At 69.4% G+C, this 24,585-nt stretch carries 24 protein-coding genes; 14 read left to right on the top strand and 10 right to left on the bottom strand.

Going from position 1 to position 24,585, the window contains the following annotated elements:
- Window positions 1-128 precede the first annotated feature (128 nt).
- The gene (locus RAC69_RS11960; RefSeq protein WP_375086994.1) at window positions 129-458 is read right to left on the bottom strand and encodes a hypothetical protein; all 330 of its coding nucleotides are present in this window, start codon (window positions 456-458) and stop codon (window positions 129-131) included.
- Window positions 459-644: 186 nt separating this feature from the next.
- Window positions 645-1,412 carry a siderophore-interacting protein gene (locus tag RAC69_RS11955; protein WP_375086993.1) on the bottom strand — a complete coding sequence of 256 codons (768 nt, stop codon included), beginning with the start codon at window positions 1,410-1,412 and terminating at the stop codon, window positions 645-647.
- A 98-nt stretch (window positions 1,413-1,510) separates the two neighbouring features.
- Between RAC69_RS11955 and RAC69_RS11950 the strand changes: the two genes are divergently transcribed.
- The 4 genes from RAC69_RS11950 to RAC69_RS11935 all read left to right on the top strand — a co-directional run bounded on the left by RAC69_RS11950 (window position 1,511) and on the right by RAC69_RS11935 (window position 5,403).
- The gene (locus RAC69_RS11950; RefSeq protein WP_375086992.1) at window positions 1,511-2,509 is read left to right on the top strand and encodes an ABC transporter substrate-binding protein; all 999 of its coding nucleotides are present in this window, start codon (window positions 1,511-1,513) and stop codon (window positions 2,507-2,509) included.
- 71 nt (window positions 2,510-2,580) lie between these two features.
- Entirely contained in the window at window positions 2,581-3,630 is a 1,050-nt protein-coding gene (locus tag RAC69_RS11945) for an ABC transporter permease (protein ID WP_375086991.1), read from the top strand.
- Window positions 3,620-4,651 (top strand): iron chelate uptake ABC transporter family permease subunit, encoded by a 1,032-nt coding sequence (locus tag RAC69_RS11940; protein WP_375086990.1) that lies wholly within the window; start codon window positions 3,620-3,622, stop codon window positions 4,649-4,651. The genes RAC69_RS11945 and RAC69_RS11940 overlap by 11 nt, the downstream gene beginning before the upstream one ends.
- On the top strand, window positions 4,648-5,403 hold the full coding sequence (locus RAC69_RS11935; protein ID WP_375086989.1) for an ABC transporter ATP-binding protein: 756 nt from the start codon (window positions 4,648-4,650) through the stop codon (window positions 5,401-5,403). Before RAC69_RS11940 ends, RAC69_RS11935 begins: the two co-directional genes overlap by 4 nt.
- A gap of 19 nt (window positions 5,404-5,422) precedes the next feature.
- Here the strand turns inward: RAC69_RS11935 and RAC69_RS11930 are convergent, their stop codons facing one another.
- From RAC69_RS11930 to RAC69_RS11920, 3 genes are read right to left on the bottom strand one after another with little or no spacing between them, the layout of a single operon-like run.
- A complete protein-coding gene (locus RAC69_RS11930) occupies window positions 5,423-5,620 on the bottom strand; it encodes a hypothetical protein (protein WP_251589022.1) in 198 nt (65 codons plus the stop codon).
- Between the two features lie 36 nt (window positions 5,621-5,656).
- Window positions 5,657-6,613: a DNA-3-methyladenine glycosylase family protein gene (locus tag RAC69_RS11925; protein WP_375086988.1), complete on the bottom strand. Its 957-nt coding sequence runs from the start codon at window positions 6,611-6,613 to the stop codon at window positions 5,657-5,659.
- Between the two features lie 34 nt (window positions 6,614-6,647).
- The gene (locus tag RAC69_RS11920; protein ID WP_375086987.1) at window positions 6,648-7,340 is read right to left on the bottom strand and encodes a winged helix-turn-helix domain-containing protein; all 693 of its coding nucleotides are present in this window, start codon (window positions 7,338-7,340) and stop codon (window positions 6,648-6,650) included.
- 327 nt (window positions 7,341-7,667) lie between these two features.
- Here RAC69_RS11920 and RAC69_RS11915 point away from each other — a divergent pair, with 327 nt between their 5' ends.
- From RAC69_RS11915 to RAC69_RS11900, 4 genes are all read left to right on the top strand, one after another.
- Entirely contained in the window at window positions 7,668-7,976 is a 309-nt protein-coding gene (locus RAC69_RS11915) for a GNAT family N-acetyltransferase (protein WP_341935441.1), read from the top strand.
- Between the two features lie 54 nt (window positions 7,977-8,030).
- Window positions 8,031-8,498 (top strand): DIP1984 family protein, encoded by a 468-nt coding sequence (locus tag RAC69_RS11910; RefSeq protein WP_341935440.1) that lies wholly within the window; start codon window positions 8,031-8,033, stop codon window positions 8,496-8,498.
- A 280-nt stretch (window positions 8,499-8,778) separates the two neighbouring features.
- Window positions 8,779-9,933, top strand: coding sequence for an exonuclease SbcCD subunit D (locus RAC69_RS11905; RefSeq protein WP_375086986.1), 1,155 nt, complete (start codon window positions 8,779-8,781; stop codon window positions 9,931-9,933).
- A 14-nt stretch (window positions 9,934-9,947) separates the two neighbouring features.
- Window positions 9,948-12,953, top strand: coding sequence for an AAA family ATPase (locus RAC69_RS11900; protein WP_375086985.1), 3,006 nt, complete (start codon window positions 9,948-9,950; stop codon window positions 12,951-12,953).
- 3 nt (window positions 12,954-12,956) lie between these two features.
- Here RAC69_RS11900 and RAC69_RS11895 read toward each other — a convergent pair whose 3' ends face one another.
- Window positions 12,957-13,514 carry a nucleoside phosphorylase gene (locus RAC69_RS11895; protein WP_375086984.1) on the bottom strand — a complete coding sequence of 186 codons (558 nt, stop codon included), beginning with the start codon at window positions 13,512-13,514 and terminating at the stop codon, window positions 12,957-12,959.
- Between the two features lie 111 nt (window positions 13,515-13,625).
- Between RAC69_RS11895 and nadE the strand changes: the two genes are divergently transcribed.
- The 3 genes from nadE (at window position 13,626) to RAC69_RS11880 (ending at window position 18,852) form a co-directional block, all read left to right on the top strand.
- Entirely contained in the window at window positions 13,626-14,444 is an 819-nt protein-coding gene (nadE, locus tag RAC69_RS11890; RefSeq protein ID WP_375086983.1) for an ammonia-dependent NAD(+) synthetase, read from the top strand.
- A gap of 74 nt (window positions 14,445-14,518) precedes the next feature.
- Complete coding sequence (locus RAC69_RS11885) at window positions 14,519-17,989, top strand: TM0106 family RecB-like putative nuclease (protein ID WP_375086982.1); 3,471 nt, start codon at window positions 14,519-14,521, stop codon at window positions 17,987-17,989.
- Window positions 17,986-18,852 (top strand): GNAT family N-acetyltransferase, encoded by an 867-nt coding sequence (locus tag RAC69_RS11880; RefSeq protein ID WP_375086981.1) that lies wholly within the window; start codon window positions 17,986-17,988, stop codon window positions 18,850-18,852. Before RAC69_RS11885 ends, RAC69_RS11880 begins: the two co-directional genes overlap by 4 nt.
- A gap of 10 nt (window positions 18,853-18,862) precedes the next feature.
- On the opposite strand, the gene upp is transcribed toward RAC69_RS11880, so the two are convergent.
- The gene (upp, locus tag RAC69_RS11875) at window positions 18,863-19,495 is read right to left on the bottom strand and encodes a uracil phosphoribosyltransferase (protein WP_341935433.1); all 633 of its coding nucleotides are present in this window, start codon (window positions 19,493-19,495) and stop codon (window positions 18,863-18,865) included.
- A gap of 59 nt (window positions 19,496-19,554) precedes the next feature.
- On the opposite strand from upp, the gene tadA reads away from it, so the two are divergent.
- The gene (gene tadA / locus RAC69_RS11870) at window positions 19,555-20,010 is read left to right on the top strand and encodes a tRNA adenosine(34) deaminase TadA (protein WP_375086980.1); all 456 of its coding nucleotides are present in this window, start codon (window positions 19,555-19,557) and stop codon (window positions 20,008-20,010) included.
- 39 nt (window positions 20,011-20,049) lie between these two features.
- Here the strand turns inward: tadA and RAC69_RS11865 are convergent, their stop codons facing one another.
- Window positions 20,050-21,021 (bottom strand): cation diffusion facilitator family transporter, encoded by a 972-nt coding sequence (locus RAC69_RS11865; protein ID WP_341935431.1) that lies wholly within the window; start codon window positions 21,019-21,021, stop codon window positions 20,050-20,052.
- 60 nt (window positions 21,022-21,081) lie between these two features.
- Here RAC69_RS11865 and proC point away from each other — a divergent pair, with 60 nt between their 5' ends.
- The gene (proC, locus tag RAC69_RS11860; RefSeq protein ID WP_375086979.1) at window positions 21,082-21,921 is read left to right on the top strand and encodes a pyrroline-5-carboxylate reductase; all 840 of its coding nucleotides are present in this window, start codon (window positions 21,082-21,084) and stop codon (window positions 21,919-21,921) included.
- 33 nt (window positions 21,922-21,954) lie between these two features.
- Here the strand turns inward: proC and RAC69_RS11855 are convergent, their stop codons facing one another.
- Window positions 21,955-22,626 carry a TrkA family potassium uptake protein gene (locus RAC69_RS11855; protein WP_047520565.1) on the bottom strand — a complete coding sequence of 224 codons (672 nt, stop codon included), beginning with the start codon at window positions 22,624-22,626 and terminating at the stop codon, window positions 21,955-21,957.
- Complete coding sequence (locus RAC69_RS11850) at window positions 22,619-24,049, bottom strand: potassium transporter TrkG (RefSeq protein WP_341935429.1); 1,431 nt, start codon at window positions 24,047-24,049, stop codon at window positions 22,619-22,621. The genes RAC69_RS11855 and RAC69_RS11850 overlap by 8 nt, the downstream gene beginning before the upstream one ends.
- A 104-nt stretch (window positions 24,050-24,153) precedes the next feature.
- Between RAC69_RS11850 and RAC69_RS11845 the strand changes: the two genes are divergently transcribed.
- Window positions 24,154-24,570 (top strand): ArsR/SmtB family transcription factor, encoded by a 417-nt coding sequence (locus tag RAC69_RS11845; protein ID WP_375086978.1) that lies wholly within the window; start codon window positions 24,154-24,156, stop codon window positions 24,568-24,570.
- Window positions 24,571-24,585: the final 15 nt, after the last annotated feature.

Here is a 24,585-nt window from a genome sequence, read left to right as displayed (position 1 = left end):
CCGCTGCGATGGGAAGATTCCGCAGAGCGGTCATCCGTCGTCTCCTCGGCTGACGTGCTGGGCCGATCGGCGCAGCTTTGCCACGGTAGGGGACGACACGCCCGGGCGTCAAGTGTTCGGTACCGGTGTCACTCGCGATCGAGACCGAACGTGCGCTTCACGAGGGCCTGCACATCGCGGTCGATGCCGTCGATGCGGGTGACCAGGGCGTCGATGCGGCTGTCGACCACCTCGAACCGGCTGTCCACGACCTCGAACCGGCGGTCGACCGCGTCGAAACGGGCGTTCATCTCGCCACGGAGCCCGCTGAGCTGGGCGTTCATCTCTCCGCGCAGTCCGCCGATCTCGGCTCTGAGTATCCTCACGAAGAGCGTCGACACGACGCCGATCATGCCGAACAGCAACGCACTGACGACGCCGATCATCGTCCAGGTCTGCGCATCGTTCATGAACCCCATACCCCGATCGTCGCACCGATCAGGGGAGTCTGACACGGGGCCGGCGTAACGGATTCCGAGATTCCACGAGCCGTGGACAAGCCGCGAGATCGGCTGTCGGTGCAGAGGAAGTGCGCGCGTCAGCCCGCCCTCGGCGGGTCGTGCATGAACTCGATGCGCCCGGTCCGTCAGGCCGCCGCGTCCGTGTCAGTGGGGTGCGTGGTACTCGGCTTCGCCGTGCTTCCAGTAGCCCTTGACGACTGCGTTCCGGGCGTCGACGCCCCAGCGTTCCAGCAGAGCGCGCCCGGGCTTCACGACCGACTGCTCGGCGGCGACGAAGACGAACGGGTCGGAGCCGACGGCATCCGCCTCGGTCAGCCCGTCGAGGAAGGCGATCAGGGCCGAACCGGATGCGGCAGCTCCGCGGTGGAGCCACTCGACCTCGACCGGTGCGTCGATGTCGATCTCCCGCCCGGCCGAGACGGTCTCGATGACGATGCGCGCCGGCGTCGTGTCGGGGATGAGCGCGGAGAAGCGACGGATCGCCGGGATGGCCGTCTCGTCGCCGACGAGGAACCATGAACCGGGCTGCCCGTCGATCACCGCGGAGCCGCGAGGGCCGCCCACGCCGATGGAGGAGCCGAGCGGCGCGGTCGCGGCCCAGGGGGCGGCTATGCCGGTGTCGCCGTGGACGGCGAACTCGATGTCGAGCCAGTCGTCTCCCCATGCGAGCGGCGTGTATTCGCGACTCGGCGCGGCGCGCATCTCCTCGACGGATCCCACAGGACCGGCGGGGAAGAACAGGCGCATGTGGTCGTCGGAACCGAGTGAGGCGAAGCCGGCGAGATCGCTGCCGGTCACTCGGACACGCACGTAGTCGGGGGCCAGCCACTCACGAGAGGAGAGGGTGACGGTGCGGAACCGCAGGTCGAGCCCGCGGCGCTCGATCGAGAAGCCGGATTGCGTGTCGCTCATAAAGTAAGGCTAACCTATCTTCGAAGGAGTTAGGCGAGCCTTACTCCGCCCATTCCGCGCCGCTCGTGCGCGACGCCCAGCAGAACAGGAGCCTCTCCATGTCCATGCCCAGAACGCTCTCCGCGGCATCCTTCGGGCTCGTCGCCGTGCTCGCACTCGGCGGCTGCGCCGCCTCCGCCGACGCCCCTGACGCCGCGGAGACGACGGCGGCCGACGACTACTATCCCGTCACCGTCACCGACATGGCCGGCAACGAGGTCACGATCGAGAGCGCGGACAGCGTCGCGATCACGGACAACCGCTTCTTCCAGCTGGCCGCCGACTGGGATCTCCCCGTCACGGTCGCACCGCTCGACCTGTTCAGTCCAGAGAACCCCCTCAAGGACTCCTCGGACATCCTGAACATCGGCCTCCACACCGAGCCCGATTTCGAGCAGATCGTCGCGGCGGATCCCGACCTTGTCATCAACGGCTACCGCTTCAGCAGCGAGGAGAGGGCACAGGGCGTGAAGGATGCCGCGCCTGATGCGGCGTTCGTCGAGATGACCGGGCCGGAGGACCAGTCGGCCGACGAGTACGTCGTCGACAGCATCACGCTCATGGGCGAGATCTTCAACCGCACGGCCGAGGCGGAGGAGCTCATCGGTCGGTTCCACACCGCGCTCGATGATGCCAAGGCCGCCTACGACTCCGAGAGGACCGTCATGGGCCTCGTCACGTCCGGCGGCGAGATCAACTACTCGAACCCGAAGGACGGGCGCGGAGCGAGCATCTTCTTCGATCTGGTCGGGATGACGCCGGCGCTCGACGCCGAGGGTTCCGCCGGCCACACCGGCGACAACGTGTCTCTCGAGTCCCTCGCGCAGGCGAACGCCGACTACCTGCTCGTGCTCGACCGCGATGCGGCTGTGTCGGAGGAGGGGCAGACGGTGGTTCCGGCGCGGGAGCTCATCACGGGGTCGGCCGCCCTCGCGAACGTTCCCGCCGTGCGCAACGAGGCGATCTCGGGCATGCCGGCCGATTACTACCTGACGGAGGACGTGTTCGCGTACATCGCGGTCCTCGACGGGCTCACCGAGCTGTTCGAGTCCGCCTGACGCGCTGATTCCGACCGCGCGCTGCCACCGTGCCCCAGGCGTGGTGGCAGCGCCCCGTCCGGAGGGAAACCTTGACTTCGACGACACCCGCCGAGCCCGCACCTCGCCGCATCACGAACGTCGACGCGGTGGCGGGAGCGTCCGAGCGGGGGCGGCGACGCTCCCACTGGGGGCGCACGTGGCCGCTGCTGCTCGCCCTCGTCCTGACGGTCGGGCTCATCGGCCTCTCGCTTTTCACGGGCGTCGCCGACATCACGGCCCCCGACGGCGACGGCGGCGAGTTCCTGTGGATCACGCGTATCCCGCGCACGGCGTCGCTCGTGCTGGCGGGGGCGAGCATGGCCATGGCCGGTCTGGTCATGCAGCTCATGACCCAGAACCGCTTCGTCGAACCGACGACGGTGGGCACGACGGAGTGGGCGGGACTCGGCCTCCTCGTCACGTACATCCTGCTGCCGGAATCCGGGATCGTCGGGAAGATGGCGGTGGCGATCGTCTTCGCATTCGCCGGCACACTGGTGTTCTTCGTCTTCCTGCGTCGGGTCACGCTGAAGTCCTCGCTGATCGTGCCCATCGTCGGCATCATGTTCGGCGCCGTGGTGAGCGCGATCTCGACGTTCCTCGCCCTGCGCTTCAACCTCCTCCAGGTGATCGGGGGATGGTTCCTGGGGCGCTTCACCGGCATCGAGGTCGGCCGCTACGAACCGCTCTGGATCGTGCTGGGAGTCTCGATCATGGTGTGGATCGCCGCCGACCGATTCACCGTCGCCGGGCTCGGCCGCGACATCGCGACGAACGTCGGCCTCCACTACGAGCGCGTCGTGCTGCTGGGGGTGGGACTGGTCGCCATGACGACCGGCGTCGTGACGGTGGTCGTCGGCGCCCTGCCCTTCCTCGGCCTCATCGTCCCCAACCTCGTGGCGATGGTGCGCGGAGACGATCTCCGCTCGAATCTGCCGTGGGTGTTCCTCACCGGGATCTGGATCGTCACGCTCTGCGATCTGATCGGACGGACGGTCATCATGCCGTTCGAGGTCCCCATCTCGCTCGTGCTCGGCGTCGTCGGCTCCGCCGTCTTCATCGCGATGCTCCTGCGCACGAGGAGGATCCGTGTCAGCTGACCTCGGCATCCGTCCGTCCGCGAGGACCACGCAATCCTTCGCCGACCCCGCGCACCGCCGGCGGTACCGGTTCGCCCTCGCGGCGCTGATCGTGGGCGCGGTCGTCATCACCGCTCTCCTGCTGTGCTGGGACAACCCGTACGTGCCGTTCAGTGAGCGGTGGCTGCGCATCTCTCGGATGCGCGTCTCGGGTGTGCTCGTCGTCGCAGTCGTCACCTTCTGCCAGGCTTTCGCGACCGTCGCGTTCCAGACCGCCACGAACAACCGCATCATCACTCCGTCGATCATGGGGTTCGAGTCGCTGTACGTCCTCATCCAGACCGCGATCGTCTTCTTCTTCGGCGTCGCGGGGGTCTCGGGCTTCGATCCGTTCACCCGCTTCCTGCTGCAGTCCGCGCTCATGGTGGTGTTCGCGGTGCTTCTGTACTCGTGGCTGCTGTCCGGGCGCTTCGGGAATCTGCACGTGATGCTGCTGATCGGGATCATCCTCGGCACGGGGATGGGCGCGCTGTCGACCTTCCTGCAGCAGATGCTCGACCCCAACGAGTTCGACGTGCTCGCGGCGCGGCTCTTCGGCAGCATCACGAACGCGAACACCGACTTCCTCTGGTTCGTCGTCCCGGTCTGCGCGGCCGTCGGAGGGACGATCTGGATGCTGTCGAAGCGCCTCGACCTCATCGGGCTCGGCCGCGACATCAGCACGAACCTGGGTCTGAACCACAAGCGTCAGGTCATGCTCGTGCTCACCCTGGTCGCGGTCCTGTCGGCGATGAGCACCTCGTTGTTCGGCCCGATGACGTTCCTCGGGTTCCTCGTCGCGACGCTCGCCTACGCGATCGCCGACACCTACGATCACCGGCTCCTGCTCCCGATGGCCTGGCTCCTGGGGTACGTCGCGCTCGGGCTCGCCTACTTCCTTCTCAAGCACGTGTTCACTCTGGTCAGCGCGGCGACGATCATCGTCGAACTGATCGGGGGGCTCGTCTTCCTCGTCGTGATCCTCCGAAAGGGGTGGCTGTGATCAGCATCCGCGAACTCGTCCACCGCTACGGCAGCGACACCGAGATCGGACCGCTCACGCTCGACCTGCCCTCCGGCGGAATCGTCGCGCTGATCGGTCCGAACGGGGCGGGGAAGTCGACGCTGCTGACCATGATCGGGCGGCTTCTCGTCCCCGACGACGGTCGGGTCGAGATCGCCGGGCTCGACATCCAGCGCACGCCCTCGAAGCAGATCGCGAAGATCGTCTCGATCCTCCGACAGGAGAATCATTTCGTGACGCGGCTCACCGTGCGTCAGCTCGTCGGCTTCGGACGCTACCCGCACTCCGGTGGACGTCTCACGCAGCTCGACGAGGACAGGATCTCGGAGGCGATCGACTTCCTCGGTCTGACCGACCTCGAGCAGCGCTTCATCGACGAGCTGTCGGGTGGCCAACGGCAGCGCGCGTACGTCGCCATGGTGCTCGCGCAGGACACGGAGTTCGTGCTGCTCGACGAACCGCTCAACAACCTCGACATGAAGCACGCGGTGCAGATGATGAAGCACCTCCGGCGGGCCGCCGAGGAGCTCGGACGCACGATCGTCATCGTGCTGCACGACATCAACTTCGCGGGGCACTACGCCGACCGCATCTGCGCCATGAAGGACGGGGCGATCGTCGAGTTCGGCACCCCGGCCGAGATCATGACCGACGAGGTTCTCACCCGGGTGTTCGACACTCCGGTGCGGGTGGTCGACGGGCCGGCCGGGCCGCTCGCCGTGTACTACTGACCGGTGCGGTCGGCGGAGGTCAGAGCTCTATGCCGTGATCCTCGTCGTTCACACCGGCGTTGCGACCGCGCCGCGACTCGTAGCCGAGGAACCAGCCCAGCCAGACGATCGCCGCGAGCAGGATGCCGAGCCACACGTTCTGGAAGACGAGACCGATCACGACGCCGGCGACGAGCAGACCGACGGTGACCGAGACGCGGAGTGCGGTGCGTGACATGATCTCAGCCTAGAGCCGCCGCGGGTCGTGCAGGGATCAGTGCCGGCGGTGGTCGGCCGGGGTGAGCCGCGGGCCTCGGCGCGGTTCGCTGACGCCGCTCGCGAAGATGAGGCGGATCACGCGCTGTCGGTGGCCGGCCCAGGGGGCGAGGAGCTCGAGCATCCCATCGTCGTCGGTGCGGTGGCCGGTGAGGGCGTGGCCGACCTCGTGAGCGAGGTGGTAGTCGCCGACGCTCACGGCGTCGGGGTCGCCCAGCGCGCGGAGTCGGGTCTCGGCGGAGGTCCACACCCCGATCCCGGGGAGGCTCGTGAGCACCCGATCGCGGTCGTCGCCGGTCGTCGCGGAGAGGAAGGCGCGGGAGACGGAGTCGGCACGCGCGGCGGATCTCACGATCGTCTTCGACTGCGGGGGCTGGACGCCGGCGCGGTGCCACTCCCACGACGGGATGCGATGCCACTCGGATGCCGTGGGCGCGGCGTACAGGGGGCGAGGAGCGGGGCCCGGGGCCCGGTGGCCGAACTTCGTGACGAGCAGACGCCAGGCGCGGAACGCCTCCAGACCGGTGACCTTCTGCTCGAGGATGGCGCAGGCCAGGGCGTCGAACACCTCGCCGGTCCTCGCGAGGCGGATGCCAGGAGACCGCCGAGCGACCTCCGCGATGAAGGGGTGGTGGGAGGGGTCGAATCCGGTGGGGTCGTCGTCTGCGCCGCACAGGGCGGGCACGGTCTCGAGCGCCTCGTCGGCGCCGGCGCCCCACGCGCTCGCTCTGATCTCGTCGCCGACGGCGCGGAGAGCGAGCGTGGCTGCTCCGTGCGAGGTGCGCACCGCGCGCCAGATGACGGCGCCGTCGAACACCATGGTGGGATCGCCCGGGCCGCGACGCAGCATGCCCACCGTGCGCCGGACGTCGACGTGGTGTCCCGGCCGGTAGACCGATTCCCGACGAGGGGCGGCTGCCGCCTCGGCGGCTGCGGCGTCCTGCGTCAGGGTCATGCGCCCACCCTACGCGGCGGGCCTGACACCGGGATCAGAAGCGGTCGGGCGACGGCGTTCCGTGGCCGTAGCGGATGACGACGTCCGCGTGGCGGTCGAAGCGGTAGCCGATGCCGCGCACCGTGCGCACGATGTCCTCGTAGCGGCCGAGCTTCGCGCGGAGGCGACGCACGTGCACGTCGATGGTCCGCTCGCCGGGGGTCTCGTCGTCCTGCGCCTGCCACAGGGCGGACACGAGCTCGCTGCGCTCGATCGTGCGTCCCTCGCGGAGCACGAGGTACTGCAGCAGCTCGAACTCCTTGTACGTGAAGGCGGCGGATTCGCCGTCGATGAGGACGCGCTTGCGGGAGATGTCGACGACGACGCCGCCCTCGTCGTCGGTGGTCTCCTCTTCGGCGGCCGCCTTGGTGCGGGCGATCGCGCCGGGCTCGTGCAGCGCGAGGCGCACGACGTCGAGGTCGCGCCCGCCGGATCCGTGCGGGGCGAGCGCCACGGTGGCGTGGGTCTCGGCGCCGGGTGCGAGCTCGGCGAGGGTACGGCGCAGGGCGTCGACGAGGAGCGGGAGGCTCACGCCGGCTTCGGCGGCCTTGATCTCGTCGAGTCCGACGTACAGGGCGAAGCCGCGCGGGGAGCGGACGGCGGGCAGATCGGCGGCGAGCGGTGCCGAGGCGGCGGGGGCCGGGGCGGCAGCGGTGGAGGGACGCTCGAGAAGTGCGGTGTTCGACATGATGATGAAGTCCTCAGGACGTGAGCCGAAGGGGCTCTGATGCGTTGCATGAATGACCGGGCGAGCCGGAGGAGCGAGCAAGGGTGGATGCTCGGAGACCCGGACCTCGCAGATCGCGAAAGGTCAGGTCAGACGGAGTGGCTGTTCGTTCAGCGACACATTCGGCAACACATGCCAACGCGACCGGGCATCATCATCCCGGCAGTCCCGTTCGCCTCCTGGGCGGACAAAGGGCTTGCGTTGGTAGTCATGGGAGGGATTATGTCCGAAGAAGTCCGCGTATGTCAAAACGAGCCCCGGCAGGGGTGGCCGGCGTAACGTGGAGGCGTGACCAGCTCGACACTCGCCTCCGGTTTCATCCTCACCGATGAGAAGGACGCCTCTCGGTACACGCTGACGCGCGACGGCAAGCTCGTGAGCGTGCTCGACTACCGTGACGACGGCCGCACCATCGCTCTCACGAGAGCCTTCACGATCCCCACTTTCCGGGGCCACGGCTATGCGGGGACTGTCGTCGAGGGGGCCGTCGCCGACATCGAGTCGCGCGGCGATCGCAAGGTCGACGCGGTGTGCTGGTACGTCGCCGACTGGTTCTCCGCGCACCCCGAGCACGCCGGACTCCTGCGCTCCCGATGAACGTTCCGTCGTGTGACGCCGTGTTACACGACCGCCCCCTGCGAGGATGAAGCCATGAGACTCGCAGAGGCACTCACCGCCAGAGCCGACCTGCAGCGCCGCATCGAGCAGCTGCGCGCCCGCATCACCGCCAACGCGCGATACCAGGAGGGCGAGGAGCCGGCCGAAGACGCCTCGGCACTCCTCGTCGAGGCCGACGAGGCGCTCGACCGGTTGCGCGACCTGATCCGTCGCATCAACGCCACGAACGCCCGGCTCGACCTCGGTGCGGACGGCACCATGACCGACGCGCTCGCCGCACGCGACGTGCTACGGCTGCAGCACTCCCTTCTCACGGATGCCGCAGCCGCGGCGTCCGGCGCATCGTCGCCGGGCTTCCGGCAGATGCGCTCCGAACTGCGCCAGCTCGCCGCACTGCCCGTCGCGACACTGCGGGTCCGTGCCGACGACACCGCGCGCGACCTGCGGGAGCTGGACAACCGGATCCAGCAGGCGAACTGGACCAGCGACCTGGAGGAGTAGAGCGGAAGTCGGTAGTCACGACGGGGCGGGCACATCCCCAGCCGGAGGGGCAAGTCCGGCACCTGTGGGCGGAGGGCAGCCCGTGCATCGCATCGCGCAGCCCCGCACGGCGCACAGGTGATCGTGCATCGCGCACCACGCATCACCGCGTGCCGACCGTCGTGACGAGGGTGGGTCAGGGGACCTTCCGCGCTCTCCACCGCGCCGGAACGGCGGTCGTTCCGCGCTGTCGGCGGCACGCCTCAGAACGAATGTCGGTGGGGGTTCGTACCGTGTGAGTATGCGCATCCTGCACACCTCCGACTGGCACATCGGCCGCACGTTCCATGGCAACTCCACCATGGACGCACTGGCCGAGGTGCTCGGAGCGCTCACAGAGCAGGTGCGCGAGCATGCTGTCGACGTCGTCGTGATCGCGGGAGACGTCTTCGACTCCGCGACCCCGGCCGGCGCGGCCTACACCCTGCTCAGCGACGCGCTCGTCGCCCTGAGTGAGACGGGCGCGCGGGTGATCGTCACGAGCGGCAACCACGACTCGGCCGCACGACTGGGTTTCCAGGCGCGGCTGCTGCGCGACGGCATCCATGTGCTCACCGACCCGCGCGCGATCGGCACGCCCATCACCGTGGAAGACGAGCACGGGCTGGTGCGGTTCTTCGGCATCCCGTACCTCGAGCCGGCGGTCGTCCGCCAGCACTGGCCGGATGTCGAGCTGCGCACGCAGGCGCAGACCGTCGCTCACGCGATGGACCTCGTCCGCAGCGGCATGCGGGACCACCCCGGCCGCTCCGTCGCGATCTCCCACTGCTTCTCCGCGGGAGTCGACGCCACCGTCGGGCTCGAGCGCGAAGTGCGCCAGGGCGGTCTCGACGTCGTTCCACTCGCGGTGTTCGACGGTCCCGACTACGTGGCGCTCGGTCACATCCACGGACGCCAGCAGGTCAGCGAGCGGGTGCGCTATTCGGGAGCACCGCTGCACTACAGCTTCGGCGAGCAGAGCAAGCCGCGCGGGTCGTGGCTCGTCGACCTCGACGCCGACGGCCTCGCCACGGTGGCATGGCTCGGCCTGCCCGTGCCTCGCCCGCTGGTGACCCTCACGGGAACGCTCGACGAGATCCTCTCGACCGCGAACGTCGAGGCGCACGCCGAGCACTGGGTGTCTGCGGTGTACACCGATGCGGTCGCTCAGACGGAGCCGATGCGTCGTCTGCGAGAGCACTTCCCGTACTGCGCCATGGTTCAGCATCAGCCGGCCGAAGCGGGCGATCAGACGCCGCGCACCTATGTCGACAGGTTGCGCGGAGCGGTATCCGACGTCGAGCGCATCGATGCCTTCCTCGAGCATGTCCGCGCGGGGCACGGACCCACGGATCGCGAGCGCGAGCTGATTCGCGAGGTCCTCGACGACCGCGTGCGCGCTGACGCGCTGATCTGAGGCGGAGAGTCCTGGTGCAGCTCCATCGGCTCGAGGTGGAAGGGTTCGGTCCCTTCCGCGAACGCCAGATCGTCGACTTCGACGCATTCGCCGACGACGGCATCTTCCTGATCGAGGGTCGGACCGGTGCCGGGAAGTCGAGCATCCTCGACGCCGTGTGCTTCGGGCTCTACGGCGGTGTGCCCCGCTACGAGAGCGGAGACAAGCGCCTGCGCAGCGACCACTGCGAACCCGACGACGTCACCGAGGTCGTCGTCGAATTCAGCACGCCCGCCGGTCGGTATCGGGTGCGGCGCTCGCCCGAGTACGAGAGGCCCAAGAAGCGCGGCGGTGGCATGACCGTTCAGGCCTCCTCCGTCCAACTCGACGCCCTCGTCGCGGGTGAGTGGATCGGTCTCGCCGCCAAAGAGCGAGAGGCGGCGTACGAGCTCGACGACATCCTGCAGTTGAGTCGCGAGCAGTTCCTTCAGGTCATCCTCCTCGCTCAGAACCGCTTCTCGGAGTTCCTTCTGGCTGGCAGTCGCGAGCGGCAGGCGCTGCTGCGGAGGTTGTTCGGCACCGAGCGCTTCGAAGACGTGCAGGCCCGGTTCGACGAGCGTCGATGGGCTGCCGAGCAGGAGCTCGCCTCGGGGCTCGCCGTCGTGGCGGCGAGACTCGACGAGGCCGAGCGGCTCGTCGAGAACGCCGGGCTCCTGACCGAGGACCGCGAAGCCGTCGAGGGCGGGTCGCCGCGCGGCGAAGGAACGCAGGCCGCCGCCGCGCTCACGACCGCGCAGCGGCTCGACGAACTGGCCCTCGCCCGAGCACGAGCGGACTATCGGGCGGAGCGTCGGGCCGCGGAGCGGGACGATGCCGCGACGTGGTCGGCTGCCGCCGATGCGACGCTGAGTACCGCCAGGGAGGAGCGCCGAGCGCAGCAGGAGCGCGACCGTGCCAGGCAGGCGCTCGCACGCCTCGAGGAAGTCGAGCCGCAGATCGTCGCAGCGCGCGAGGAGCTGTCGCGAGCGCGAGAAGCAGAGACCCTGCGGACGATGATCGTGGCGGCGACGCGCGCGGACGCGGCGCTCGTCCAGGCGGTCGAGGAGCACGCGCGGGCGCAGCGCGACTGGGACGCTCATGACGTCGACGCCGAGGATCTCGCCGCGTGGGCGTCCGAGCGGACCAGAGAGACCGGGGCCTGGAGGCGCGCAGACGAGCTCGAGCGGTCGGCGTCGGCACGCGAGTCCGAACTGCGCAAGGCGGCGGAGGCCGTCGCCGGCGCCGCTGGTCGACTCGCAGCGGTCGACGCAGAAGGCGAGACCCTCCCGGTCCGACTCGACGAGACGACCCGTGAGCGCGACGCTCTCCGTCGTATCGCGGACCGGTCGGACGACCTCGGCGCGGCCCTGCAGGCAGCGACGCGCCGTGTGGCAGCCGCGCACGACGTCGCGCGGCTGGAGGCGGAGAGCGCGGCGGCTGAGCAGGATCTGGTCGCTGCGAGCTCGGTGCTCGCGGAGAGGCAGACAGAGCTCGCGCGCCTGCGGCAGCGTCGTCTCGACGGGTTCGCGGGTGAGCTCGCGAGCGCTCTTGTCGACGGCGAGGCCTGCCCGGTGTGCGGTGCTCATGAGCATCCGGCTCCGGCCGACCACACCGATCCCGTATCCGCCGACGACATCGTCGCCGCGGAAGCACGACGCGATCACGCCGTCGACGTCGAGCGGTCGGCCGCCGAGAAGGTGGCGTCGCTGCGCGTCGAGCTGGCGGCCGCGAGCAGTCGCGCCGACGGGAGAGACGTCCGCACCGCGACTGACGAGCTGACCCGAGCGACGGACGAGCACGCTCGGAGTCTCGCCGCCGCCGAACAGGTGACCGCTCTCGACCGACGCGCCGCCGAGCTGTCTGCGCGCATCGCCGGACTGCAGAGCGACCGCGAATCGGCGGCCGCAGCGCTCGCGGCCGCACGCGAGACCCACGCGATCGTCGAGCAGAGGGAGATCGAGGCGGCGTCCGCGGTGGCGGATGCTCGTGGAGCCTTCCCCTCGGTCGCCGAGCGGATCACCGCGGCGGAGCGCGAGGTCACCGATGCGCGCACGCTTATCGAGGCGACCGACGAACGAGCGCGACGCGCTGACGCCGCGGCATCGGCCGCCCGGGAGCTGAGCACAGCGCTCGACGCCTCCGCGTTCGACGACGCGGACGCCGCGGAGGCCGCACTTCGCTCACCTCTCGTACAGGCCGAGCTCGAAGCACGCATCTCCCACCACGCCGTCGAGCGTGAGAAAGAACGGGCGATCCTCCTCGACCTCGAACTGCGGACCCTGCCCGAGGAGCCGATCGACCTCGACCCGATCGAGCAGCGTTCCGCCGAGGCGAGGTCGCTGTGGTCGACGGCTGTGGCCGACGCGGAGCGCGCCGCTGCGCTCGCCGAGCAACTGGGATCGCTCATCGGCTCCGCGTCCGCGGCTCACGCGGAGAGTGCCGCGGGCGCCGCCGACTTCGAGGTGCTGCGGGGGCTCGCCGACGCTCTCGCGGGTCGCGGCGCCAACACGCGCAAGATGACCCTCGAGACCTTCGTGCTCGCCGCAGAGCTCGAAGAGATCGTCGAGGCGGCCAATCGCCGTCTGGCCGACATGTCCACCGGACGGTATCAGCTGCGCCACTCCGACGCCCTTGCTGCACGCGGTGCCGCCTCCGGCCTCGGCATCGTCGTGTTCGACGCCTACACGGGCCAGACGCGTCCCGCGCAATCGCTGTCCGGTGGAGAGACGTTCCTCAGCTCGCTCGCGCTCGCGCTCGGACTCGCCGAGGTCGTCACGGCGCGAGCCGGCGGCATCCGTCTCGACACACTGTTCATCGACGAGGGCTTCGGATCGCTCGACGGCGACACGCTCGACGTGGCCATGCGCACCCTCGACGAGCTGCGCCAGGGCGGCCGGACGGTCGGTGTCATCAGTCACGTCGAAGCGATGAAGGAGCAGATCCCGGCTCAGCTGTCGGTGCGGGCCACGCCGAACGGTCCGAGCGTCATCGAGACGCGCTGAGCGTCAGACTCCGTACTCCTGGCGGATCGTCTCGCGCAGCATCACGCTGCAGCGCGCGATCGCCGCACGGAAGTCGACGAGTGCGCCGTCCTCAGCGCGATCTGAGATCGCTCTGAACGCGCGGATAGGCACGCCGAACTGCTGCGCGACCCAGATGTACGCGTACGTCTCCATGTCGACCAGCCCGGCACCGGACGGGCGGATGACCGCGGTGATCCCCGCATCGCCTACGAAGCTGTCTCCCGTCGCGATCAGCACACCGTCGCGGCCGGTCGACACGCGCGCGGGCAGCGACACGTGCTGTCCCGCGACGCCCTCGAGGTCGAAGACGTCATGCTGCAGCGCACTGCCCACCTCGTGCACCACCGCGTCCAGCTCCGGGTCGATGCCACCCGCGGTGCCGACGACGACGATCTCCTCGAAGTCCCTCGCGGACAGCGCCCTGGTCAGCGCATAGGTCGCCTGCATCTTGCCCTCGCCGGTGACGAGCTGATCGAAGCCCTCCAGGTCGTCGGGGAACGCTTCGAGTTCGGATGCCATCGCGGCGACGAGAAGTCTCACCCGTCCATTCTCCCATCGTGCGTCGACGCCCCGTGCTGCTCCACGCCCGGCACGTCATTCCGATGTAACACTGGGGGAGGATACTGATGTCGACAAGACCGGAGGACCGCCATGACCCTGCAGCAGCAGATCGCGGAAGCGCTCGGCGTGAAGCCCGAGATCGACCCGGAAGCCGAAGTGGAACGCCGGGTGCAGTTCCTCGTCGACTACCTGCGCACGACCGGAGCCAAGGGGTTCGTCCTCGGCATCTCCGGCGGACAGGACTCGACTCTGGCAGGCCGCCTGGCTCAGCTCGCGGTCGAGCGCGTGCGCGCCGAAGGCGGCGAGGCCGGCTTCCTCGCCGTGCGGCTCCCGTACCGCGTGCAGCACGACGCGGAGGACGCGGCGGCGGCGCTGGCGTTCATCGAACCCGACTCCTCGGTCGAGGTGAACATCCAGAACGGCGTCGACGGTGTCGAGGAGGACATCGAGTTCGCTGTGACGAGCGACATCACCGACTTCAACAGGGGGAACATCAAGGCGCGTCTGCGCATGGTGACCCAGTACGCCCTCGCAGGCCACGACGGGCTGCTCGTGATCGGCACCGACCATGCGGCGGAGGCCGTGACCGGTTTCTACACGAAGTTCGGCGACGGAGCGGCAGACATCCTGCCGCTCTCCGGCCTGACCAAGCGCCAGGGGCGGTCCCTGCTGCTGCATCTCGACGCGCCGGAACGGCTCGCCTACAAGGTGCCCACCGCTGACCTGCTCGACGGGCAGCCCGGTCGTGCCGACGAAGACGAACTGGGACTCACCTACGAGCAGATCGACGCGTTCCTCGAGGGCGAGCAGGTCGACGCCGATGTCGCCGGGCGCATCGAGTCCCGGTACCTCGCGACACAGCACAAGCGTCACCTCCCGGTCACGCCGGACGACACCTGGTGGCGCTGACCGGTCCGAGCCGATCGAACGCCCGTGTCGGATGCCGCGGCTAGTGTCGAAGCATCCGAAGGAACGGGAGCAACGTGCGGATCGACACCCTGGCGCAGCGCGTCATCTGGAGCGCGAGTGATCTCAAGGCGGCCGCCGAGTGCGAGTTCGCCTGGTGTCGAGCGATCGATGCGAAGCTGGGGCGCGTACCGGCGGTCGATGAGCCGGAGGACGCGACGCTGGCGCGGGCTGCGCGTCTCGGAGACGTGCACGAGCAGAACGTGCTCGACCGCTACATCGCCGAGCTCGGCGATGATCGGGTGCACCGGATCGAGAAGGTGTCGTCGATCGATGCCGACGCCCTCGCCGCAGCCGTCGACGAGACGATCGACGCCCTCGGGTCCGATGCGGTCGTCGTGTTCCAGGCGGCGTTCTCGACAGACGAGTTCGTCGGATTCGCCGACTTCCTGAAGCGCGATGATGACGGGCGCTGGCGGGTGCAGGATTCCAAGCTGGCCCGAACGGCGCGAGTCACGGCGCTCATGCAGCTGGCGGCATACGTCGATCAGCTCGATCGCCTCGGTGTCCCCCGCTCCGATGAGGTCGACCTGATCCTCGGCGACGGCACCCTCAGCACGCATCGCGTCGACGACCTGCTGCCTCTGTTCCAGGTCCGCCGCGCTCGGCTGCGCGCCCTGATCGCCGACCGCCGCATCGACGACCCGAGTCCCGACGCCGCGCTCGCCTGGGGAGACGATCGCGGCGATCTCGACGTCGTCGCCTGCGGCCGGTGCGCGACCTGCGAGGAGCAGGTGATCGCCCATCGCGACCTGCTCATGGTCGCGCGCATGCGGCCCGTGCAGCGAGCGCGACTCCGCGCGGCGGGGATCGAGACCATAGACGCTCTCGCCGCGGCGACGACCGCCCCCGACGGCATGAACGTCGACACGTTCGAAACGCTGCGCTCGCAGGCGCGTGTGCAACTGCGGGCGGATGCCGAGGGCGTGGCCGCCTACGACGTGCACTACGCCGCAGCGATCCACACGCTTCCCGTGCCGAGCCTCGGCGACATCTTCTTCGACTTCGAGGGCGACCCGCTGTACACCGAGCCCGCTGCAGACGGTCAGGCGCAGTGGGGACTCGACTACCTCTTCGGCTGGGTGGACAACCACGACCAGTACTCGGCACTGTGGGCGCACGACTTCGCGGCCGAGAAGCGGGCCTTCGAGCAGTTCCTCGACTTCGTGAACGTGCGGCGGACCGCCCATCCCGGCATGCACATCTACCATTACGCGCCGTACGAGACGTCGCACCTCATCGCGATGGCCGCTCGGTACGGCGTGCGAGAGGCCGAGGTCGACAGGTTGTTGCGCGAGGGCGTGTTCGTCGACCTCTACCCGCTCGTGCTGCGGACCGTGCGCGTCGGTTCGCGCTCGTACTCGATCAAGAAGCTCGAGCCGCTCTACATGGGCGACGATGTGCGCACGAGCGACGTGCAGAAGGGCGACGACTCGATCGTGCAGTACGTCGCAGCCCGCGAGCTCGCCGCGGCGGGGGAGCAGGCCGATGCCGACGCCGTGCTCGCCGACCTCGCCGACTACAACCGGTACGACTGCGTCTCGACCAGGCGCCTCCGCGACTGGCTGATCGAGATCGCCCGCCGCGAGGGCGTGAACCCGGCCCCGCCCGACGAAGCGGACGAGGTGATCTACGAGCCGTCCCCGCGGTCTGTCGCGCTGCTCGCCGACGCGGAGCGCGCGGTCGCCGCGGGGTCCGACGGCCAGGTGCACCGCATCGCGGCCGCGGCCATCGACTACTTCCCCCGAGAGGCGAAGAGCTTCTGGGTGTCGCACTTCCAGCGGCTGCGGGAGCCCGTCACGATGTGGGACCACACGCGTGACGTCGTCCGCGTCGATCGCCTCGCGTCCCGCGTGGTCCGTGAGTGGAGCGTCGGGGAAGGGCGCCGCGTGATGTCTCGCGACATCGAGATCCGGGGCGAGGTCTCTCCCGGCACGACCCTCGGCGAGGGCGGCCAGCCGTTCGCGCTCTACGAGGTCCCTGCTCCGTTCGACCTCGAGGTGCCGTCACGCGCCGTGCACGTGCCGCACTCCGTCTCGGTCACGGGCGTGCTCGATGACGGCTACGTCGTGACCGAGTCGGCGATCCAGGGACAGACGTGGGACGACCTGCCCCTCGCGCTGACGCCGGCCGCCCCTCCGCGGGTCGTGTCGCTGCAGGGAGCGATCGACGAGTGGGCGGATGCCGTGCACGCCGCCGCACCCGGCTATCCGCGGGACGCGGCCACCGACATCCTGCGGCGGATCCCGCCGCGCACGCGGTCGGGGCAGAGCCTTCCCGCACAGGGCGACGACACGGTCGACGCGATCGTCCGAGCCGTCCTCGATCTCGACGACAGCTACCTGGCTGTGCAGGGTCCTCCCGGCACAGGCAAGACCTACACGGGATCGCAGGTCATCGCGCGGCTCGTGAACGAGCACGGCTACCGCATCGGCGTGGTGGCCCAGTCGCACTCGATCATCGAGAACCTGCTCGAGCGCGTGGTCGCCGACGGGGTGCCGCCTGGTCAGGTGGGGAAGGCTCCGAAGGACCCGTCCGCCGAGCCGGGGTACACCGTCATCCCCAAGACCGGCATGGCGTCGTTCCTCGCCGAGAACGAGGGCCGGGGCGTCGTCGTCGGCGGTACGGCCTGGGATTTCAGCAACACGACCAGGGTCGACCGGCACGGGCTCGACCTGCTCGTCGTCGATGAGGCCGGCCAGTTCTCCCTCGCGTCGACCATCGCCGTCGCCGCGGGCGCGAAGAGCCTCCTGCTCCTCGGAGACCCGCAGCAGCTGCCGCAGGTCAGTCAGGGCGCGCACCCCGAGCCTGTCGATACCTCCGCGCTCGGCTGGGTCATGGACGGCGACGAGGTCGTGCGGCCGGAATACGGGTACTTCCTCGAACGCTCGTGGCGCATGCACCCGTTCGTCGCGGCCCCGGTCTCGCGCCTCGCGTACGCCGGACGTCTGGCGTCGGCCCCGGGGACCGAGAAGCGCTCGATCGAGGGCATCGATCCCGGGCTCCACGTGGTTCCGCTGCGTCACCGCGGCAACGCCACCCAGTCGACCGAGGAGGCCGATGCGGTCGTGGCGCTCGTGCGGGAGCTGCTGGGCCGCACCGTCACCGACCACACGGCTGAGACGCCCACACGCCCCCTGACCCAGAGCGACATCATCGTGGTCACGCCGTACAACGCGCAACGGCAGCTCGTGCACGACGCTCTGGCTGCCGCAGGGTTCCCCGACGTGCCCGTGGGCACGGTCGACAACTTCCAGGGCAAGGAGGCCGTCGTCTCGATCACGTCGCTCGCGGCGTCGAGCGGCAAGGATGCCCCGCGAGGACCGGAGTTCCTGCTCATGCAGAACCGCCTGAACGTCGCCATCTCTCGGGCGCAGGTCGCGGCCTACCTGATCCACTCACCGGCGCTTCTCGACGACCTCCCCCGCACGCCCGAGGGGGTCGCGCGGCTCAGCGCCTTCGCACGACTCGTGGGGGCGGTGGCGTGACCGCCTCCGCGTCGCGCGAGTACGCCGCGGAGCGGCCGGAGCCGACCGGCGCGGCTCTCGATCGCCGAGGACTCCACGGCGACGCGGCACCGACCGCGCACACCACCGAGCAGATCCTGCGCGCCGCCGCTGCGTGGGCGTGGTTCCCGCGCGACAGCGAACAGGAGAAGATCCACCTGCAGCTCGTCCGCTACCCCGCGCGCTTCGGCGGCGGGGTCCGCGGATCGCAGGTCGACTCGCGCGCCGACTCGAGTACCGTGATCGACCACGCACTGGAGCGGACGCAGGCGTGGGGTGAGAGCGTGTTCACGTTCTGGACGAACGAGTCCGATTCCCCCGACCTCGAAGACGAGCTCCGCCGCCGCGGCGCCGACCACATCGACACGGTCGCGGTCTTCGCACGCGCGATCGACCGCCCGGCGATCGACGTACCGCCCGGTATCACCGCCGAGATCGTGCGCACCCTCGAGCAGGTGCGCGACGTCGACAGCGTGAACGTGCCGGTGTGGGGACAGGCCGCGCTCGACGACGAGGGACTCCGCACCGAGCTCGCCGAGGTCAGCGCCGCGCTCGACGCCGGAGAGGGTCTGCGTGTGCTTGCCCGCCTCGACGGCATGCCCGTCAGTACCGGCGGCTGCACGATCGTCGACGGCTTCGCCCGACTCTGGGGAGCGGCGACTCTGGAGCACGCGCGGGGACGCGGGGCGTACCGCGCCGTGCTCGCCGAACGCCTGCGCGCGAGCGCAGAGAGAGGCGCGACCACCGCGCTCGTGAAGGGCCGGGTCTCGACGTCGGCGCCGATCCTCCGTCGTGCGGGATTCGTGCACTACGGCGACGAGCGGGCGTACCGCCTGGCCGTGTGAGGAGTGCGCGTCAGACCGTGCCGTAGAGGCGGTCACCCGCGTCGCCGAGTCCGGGAACGATGTAGCCCTTCTCGTTCAGTCGCTCGTCGAGAGCACCGAGCACGAGTGTGACATCGCGGTCGCCGGCCATCTCCTCGATCGCGGCCACGCCCTCGGGAGTGCCGAGCAGGCAGATGGCGGTGACGTCCTTGGCCCCGCGGTCGAACAGGAACTGGATCGCGGCGGCGAGCGAGCCGCCGGTGGCGAGCATCGGGTCGATCGCGAAGCACTGGCGGTCGCTGAGGTCGTCGGGAAGGCGCTCGGCGTAGGTCGTGGGCTCGAACGTCTGCTCGTCGCGCACCATGCCGAGGAAGCCGACCTCGGCGGTGGGCAGCAGCTTGACGAGGCCCTCGAGCATGCCGAGACCGGCGCGCAGGATGGGGACCACGATGGGGCGGGGCTCCGAGATCTTCACGCCCATGGTCGTGGTGACCGGGGTCGTGATCTCGATCGGGCTGACCTTGACGCTGCGGGTCGCCTCATACGCGAGGAGCGTCACGAGCTCCTCGGTGAGCTGACGGAACACCGGCGACGGCGTGCGATGGTCGCGCAGCACCGAGAGCTTGTGGGTGATGAGAGGGTGGTCGGCGACGTGGACACGCATGGATACAGGCTAATGCGCCGCGGGCCCGCGCACGACATCCGACCCCCTAGGCTCGACGCATGACCGAGGCCGACACCGCAGCCATGCAGCGCGCGCTCGAACTCGCCGCCGAGGCGGCCGCCGTCGACGAGATCCCCGTCGGCGCCGTGATCCTCGACCGGACCGGTCGTGTCATCGCCGAGGGGCGCAACACCCGCGAAGAGTCGCACGACCCGACGGGACACGCCGAGATCGAGGCGCTGCGTCGCGCTGCGGCATCCCTCGGCTCCTGGAATCTGCAGGGGTGCACCCTGGTCGTCACGCTCGAACCGTGTGTGATGTGCGCGGGCGCGATCCTGCAGGCGCGCGTCGCGCGCGTGGTGTTCGGAGCATGGGACGACAAGGCGGGGGCCGCCGGCTCCATGTACGACGTGCTGCGCGATCGGCGACTGCCCTACCGCGCCGAGGTCGTCGCCGGCATGGAGGCGGATGCCGCGACGGCGCTGCTCCGGGACTTCTTCGAGCAGCGCCGCTGACGCCGGCGATCCCTCGGCGATCCCTCGGCGATCCTCGACTCAGTCGGAGGACTTCAGCACGAAGACGTCGGTCGACGGCTCGGGGTCCAGCGACGGGCGGTACACGTCGGGCTCGATGTAGATGACTCGGGCGATCGGCACGGCCTCGCGGATGCGCGCCTCGATCACGTCGATGTCGTCGGCGGCCTCGCGCAGGGGCTTGTCGGCATTGAGGGCGATCTTCACCGCGACCATCAGCTCGTCCGGACCCAGGTACAGGGTCTTCATGTGGATGATCTTCTCGATCTCGTCGCCCGCGTTGATCGCGTCGACGATACGATCGTGGTCGGCGGCCGTGGCCCCTTCGCCGATCAGGAGGCTCTTCGTCTCGACGCCCAGCACGATCGCGATGAGCACGAGCAGTGTGCCGATCATGAGGGTTCCGAGAGCGTCGAAGACCGGGTTGCCGGTGATCACGGTGAGACCGACGCCGAGCAGCGCGAAGCTGAGACCCGTCAGAGCCCCGACGTCCTCGAGCAGCACGACGGGCAGTTCCGGCGCCTTCGCACGGCGCACGAACGACACCCACGACTGGCCCTTTTCGCGGACGAGGTTGCTCTCCTTGACGGCGGTGCGCAGCGAGAAAGACTCGAGTCCGATCGCCACGAGCAGCACCACGATCGGCAGCCACCACCACGTCTGGTCGAGCTCGTGCGGATGCGTGAGCTTCTCGACGCCCTCGTAGATGGCGAACAGACCGCCGACGGAGAAGAGGATGATCGACACGACGAACGCATACACGTAGCGCTCTCGCCCGTACCCGAACGGGTGCGCGCGGTCGGCCTCGCGCTTCGCCTTGCGCCCGCCGAGCATCAGGAGCAGCTGGTTGCCGGAGTCGGCGACGGAGTGGATGGCCTCGGCGAGCATGGACGCCGAACCCGAGAGCGCCCACGCGAGGAACTTCGCGAGGGCGATGCCCAGGTTCGCCAGGAACGCCGCGATGATCGCCTTGCTGCCGCCGGAAGCACTCATGGTCCGAGTCTAGAACCGCCTGTCGGAGGATGCCGGGTGAGCCCGCCGTAGGATGACGACATGGCTGACTCTCTTCCCTCTCTCGCGTTCGTCGGTGCCGGATCGATGGGAGGAGCCATCCTCCGCGGAGTGGTCGCCTCCGGCATCCGCGTCGACGGCGGGATCACCGCCACCAACCGCACGGCCGAGAAGGCCGCGGCCCTCGCCGACCTCGACGGCGTCACCAGCATCGCTCTCTCCGAGCAGCCGGACGGCAACGCCGCGGCGGTCGCCGACGCGCGCATCGTGCTCGTCGGCGTCAAGCCGGCCATGGTGCCCGACCTCCTCCGCGAGATCGCCCCGTCGCTCGGCGACGACACCATCGTTGTGAGCCTCGCCGCGGGAGTGACCCTCGCGACGTTCGCCGAGGGACTGGGGGCGGACGCCCGCGTCATCCGATCCATGCCGAACACCCCGGCCACGGTCGGCAAGGCGGTCACCGGCCTCGCGGCCGGCAGCGGTGCCTCCGACGACGACCTCGCCCTCGTGCGCCGGCTGTTCGAGACCGTCGGCGCCGTGGTGGAGGTCCCGGAGTCGCAGATCGATGCGCTGTCGACCATCTCGGGCTCCGGCCCGGCGTACGTCTTCCTCCTCATCGAGGAGCTCACCAAGGCGGCGGAGGGCATGGGGTTCGAGCGTGCCGACGCGCGGCTCATGGCCGAGCAGACGTTCATCGGCGCGACCGCGCTGCTCGACGCCTCGGGGGAGGAGCCCGCTGAGCTGCGTCGACGCGTCACCAGCCCGAAGGGCACGACGGAGCGGGCGGTCGCCGTGCTGCAGGATGCTCACCTCGACCGCACTTTCGCGGATGCCGCGGCGGCGGCTCTCGCCAGGGCCAAGGAGCTCGCCGCAGGCGCCTGACCGGCGGGCGCCGAGCGCGTCAGCGCTCGGATATCAGCGGTCGAGGGCGGCGAAGCGCTCGATGTCGCTGTTGGTGCCCGACACGATGATGAGGTCGTGGTTGGTGACGATCGTGTTCGCCTCCGCGTAGCGGAACGGCTTGCCGGGGCTCTTCACGCCGACCACCGTCACCTTGTACTTGCTGCGCACGCCCGATTCGTTGAGACCGACTCCGCGGATGAACTTCGGCGGGTACATCTTCGCGAGCACGAAGTCGTCGTCGAAGCGGATGAAGTCCAGCATCCGTCCCGAGACGAGGTGAGCGACGCGTTCACCCGCCTCGCGCTCCGGGTAGATCACATGGTTCGCGCCGACGCGGGCGAGGATCTTGCCGTGCGACTGCGACACGGCCTTCGCCCAGATCTGCGGCACCTTCAGGTCGACGAGGTTCGCGGTGATGAGCACCGACGCCTCGATCGACGATCCGACCGCGACCACGGCGACCTGGAAGTCCTGGGCGCCGATCTGACGCAGGGCGTCGATGTTCTTCGCATCGGCCTGCACGGTGTGGGTGACCCGGTCCGACCACTTCTGCACGAGTTCGAGGTTGTCGTCGATCGCGAGCACCTCGCGGTCGAGGCGGTCGAGCTCGCCGGCGCAGGCTGCACCGAAACGGCCGAGACCGATGACGAGGACGGGAGCGTCGCCCCGGAGGACTTCAACCAACGATCGGCCTTTCCACGGGCAGTGAGTAGTACTGCGTTCGCGATGTCGCGGCGACGGCCGCGGCGAGTGTCACTGTACCAACGCGCCCCATGAAGATGGTGGCCGCGAGCACGTAGGCGCCGGCGTCCGGCAGCTCGGCCGTGAGACCCGACGACAGGCCGACGGTCGCGAACGCGGAGATCACGTCGAACAGCACATGACTGATGTCGGCTTTCGTGATCTGCGCGATGACGATCGTCGACAGGGCCACGATCGTCGCGCCCCAGGCGACGACGCTGAGCGCCACGCGCTGCACGTCGCTCGGGATGCGGCGGCCGAACGCCTCGACCGACTGGCGGCCCTTGGCCTCCGACCACACGGCGATGGCGAGCACCGCGAGGGTGGTCACCTTGATGCCGCCGGCGGTGGATGCCGAGCCGCCGCCCACGAACATGAGCATGCTCGCGGCGAGCAGCGACGAGCCGTTCATGTCGTCGATCTCGATGACGCTGAATCCGCCCGAACGCGTCATCGCAGACAGGAAGAACGCCTGGAACGTGGTGTCCGCGGCATCCATCGATCCGAAGGTCTTCGGATTGTTGTACTCGAGCACGAGGAACACGGCGGCGCCGAGGATGAAGAGGAGCACGGTCGTGACGAGCGTGAGCTTGGTGTGCAGCGACCACTTCTGCACGTGCCACACATGCTTGGCGAGGGTGTAGATGACGGGGAAGCCGATGCTGCCGAGGAACACTCCCACCATGAGCAGCGACAGCACGAGGTAGTCGTCGGCGAACACCGCCACGCCCCCGTCGTTGGGAGCGAAGCCGGTGTTCGTGAACGCCATGGCCGAGAAGTACGGGGCCTCCCAGAGGGCGGCGATCGGGTCGACGCCCGCCATCACGAGGGCGGGGTAGAGGAGCACGGCCAGTGCGCCCTCGATGATGAGGGCCGACAGGGCGACGGTGGTGAGCAGCTGGCCGACCTCGCCGAGGCGCACGGTCTGGCTCTCGTTCACGACGCCGCCGTGTGCGCGCAGCGGGTTCGTGTCGCCTGCCGCGAGCAGTTTGGCGCGGAGCCCCAGTCGCTTCGAGATGAGCATGCCCATGAGAGAGGCCAGCGTGAGCACGCCGAGAGCGCCGATGTTGACGCCGATGAAGATCAGCACGTGACCGAACGGCGACCAGTGGGTCGCCATGTCGACGGTCGCGAGACCCGTGACGCAGATGGTCGACACGGCCGTGAACAGCGCGTCGGCGAGGGGTGTGACGGTTCGTGACGCCGACGAGATCGGCAGCGACAGCAGCACCGTGAAGACGAGGATCAGGAGGGCGAAGATCACGATCGCGAACCGCGACGGCGACGACGTGATGATGTGCTTGCCCCAGGACGCGGCGGTCTTGAGGCGATGGCCGGGGGACGACGCCGACACGATGCCCGACATCGCGTCCCCCTTCGTCCGACTCCCCACCCCAGCGGCGGCGGCACGGCGGCGTTCGCCGAGCCTTCGTCATGGTACTCCGTGCCGGGGACGACTACCCTGATCACATGACCGACATCTTCGACGTGATCGCAGACGGCACGAGGCGCGACATCCTCCAGCTCCTCCTGCGACGCACCTCGGAAGGCGATGCCGGTACCAGCGTGAGCCACATCGTCGCCGACCTCGGTATCAGTCAGCCGACCGTGTCGAAGCACCTGAAGGTCCTCCGCGAGGCGGAGCTCGTGAGCGTGCGCGAAGACGGTCAGCGCCGCTACTACAGCCTGGCCGTCGAGCCGCTCGAGGCCGTCGACGACTGGCTGGTCCCGTTCCTCGTCGACGCCTACGGCGACGGCGCCCCCGACATCGACTACCCGGGTCAGCCGCTCCCCGACGGGGCGGCGCACGCCGCCGAGGTGGTCGGCCGCGCCGCGGCATCCGCGAAGCACGTCGTCACGGCGGCGCTGAAGCGCCTCGGCACCTGAACCACCCCGACACGG

Source organism: Microbacterium sp. LS_15 (genome assembly GCF_041954735.1).
Classification (GTDB): Bacteria; Actinomycetota; Actinomycetes; order Actinomycetales; family Microbacteriaceae; genus Microbacterium.
The sequence above is the reverse complement of the archived record's forward strand: the minus strand, read 5'-3'. Positions and strand labels throughout refer to the sequence as shown.

What these genes read in the sequence shown, in the direction of transcription:
- RAC69_RS11960 (WP_375086994.1), bottom strand. Translation starts at nt 458, where the DNA reads ATGGGGTTCATGAACGATGCGCAGACCTGGACGATGATCGGCGTCGTC.
- RAC69_RS11955 (WP_375086993.1), bottom strand. Translation starts at nt 1,412, where the DNA reads ATGAGCGACACGCAATCCGGCTTCTCGATCGAGCGCCGCGGGCTCGAC.
- RAC69_RS11950 (WP_375086992.1), top strand. Translation starts at nt 1,511, where the DNA reads ATGTCCATGCCCAGAACGCTCTCCGCGGCATCCTTCGGGCTCGTCGCC.
- RAC69_RS11930 (WP_251589022.1), bottom strand. Translation starts at nt 5,620, where the DNA reads ATGTCACGCACCGCACTCCGCGTCTCGGTCACCGTCGGTCTGCTCGTC.
- RAC69_RS11925 (WP_375086988.1), bottom strand. Translation starts at nt 6,613, where the DNA reads ATGACCCTGACGCAGGACGCCGCAGCCGCCGAGGCGGCAGCCGCCCCT.
- RAC69_RS11920 (WP_375086987.1), bottom strand. Translation starts at nt 7,340, where the DNA reads ATGTCGAACACCGCACTTCTCGAGCGTCCCTCCACCGCTGCCGCCCCG.
- RAC69_RS11910 (WP_341935440.1), top strand. Translation starts at nt 8,031, where the DNA reads ATGAGACTCGCAGAGGCACTCACCGCCAGAGCCGACCTGCAGCGCCGC.
- RAC69_RS11905 (WP_375086986.1), top strand. Translation starts at nt 8,779, where the DNA reads ATGCGCATCCTGCACACCTCCGACTGGCACATCGGCCGCACGTTCCAT.
- nadE (WP_375086983.1), top strand. Translation starts at nt 13,626, where the DNA reads ATGACCCTGCAGCAGCAGATCGCGGAAGCGCTCGGCGTGAAGCCCGAG.
- upp (WP_341935433.1), bottom strand. Translation starts at nt 19,495, where the DNA reads ATGCGTGTCCACGTCGCCGACCACCCTCTCATCACCCACAAGCTCTCG.
- tadA (WP_375086980.1), top strand. Translation starts at nt 19,555, where the DNA reads ATGACCGAGGCCGACACCGCAGCCATGCAGCGCGCGCTCGAACTCGCC.
- RAC69_RS11865 (WP_341935431.1), bottom strand. Translation starts at nt 21,021, where the DNA reads ATGAGTGCTTCCGGCGGCAGCAAGGCGATCATCGCGGCGTTCCTGGCG.
- proC (WP_375086979.1), top strand. Translation starts at nt 21,082, where the DNA reads ATGGCTGACTCTCTTCCCTCTCTCGCGTTCGTCGGTGCCGGATCGATG.
- RAC69_RS11850 (WP_341935429.1), bottom strand. Translation starts at nt 24,049, where the DNA reads ATGTCGGGCATCGTGTCGGCGTCGTCCCCCGGCCATCGCCTCAAGACC.
- RAC69_RS11845 (WP_375086978.1), top strand. Translation starts at nt 24,154, where the DNA reads ATGACCGACATCTTCGACGTGATCGCAGACGGCACGAGGCGCGACATC.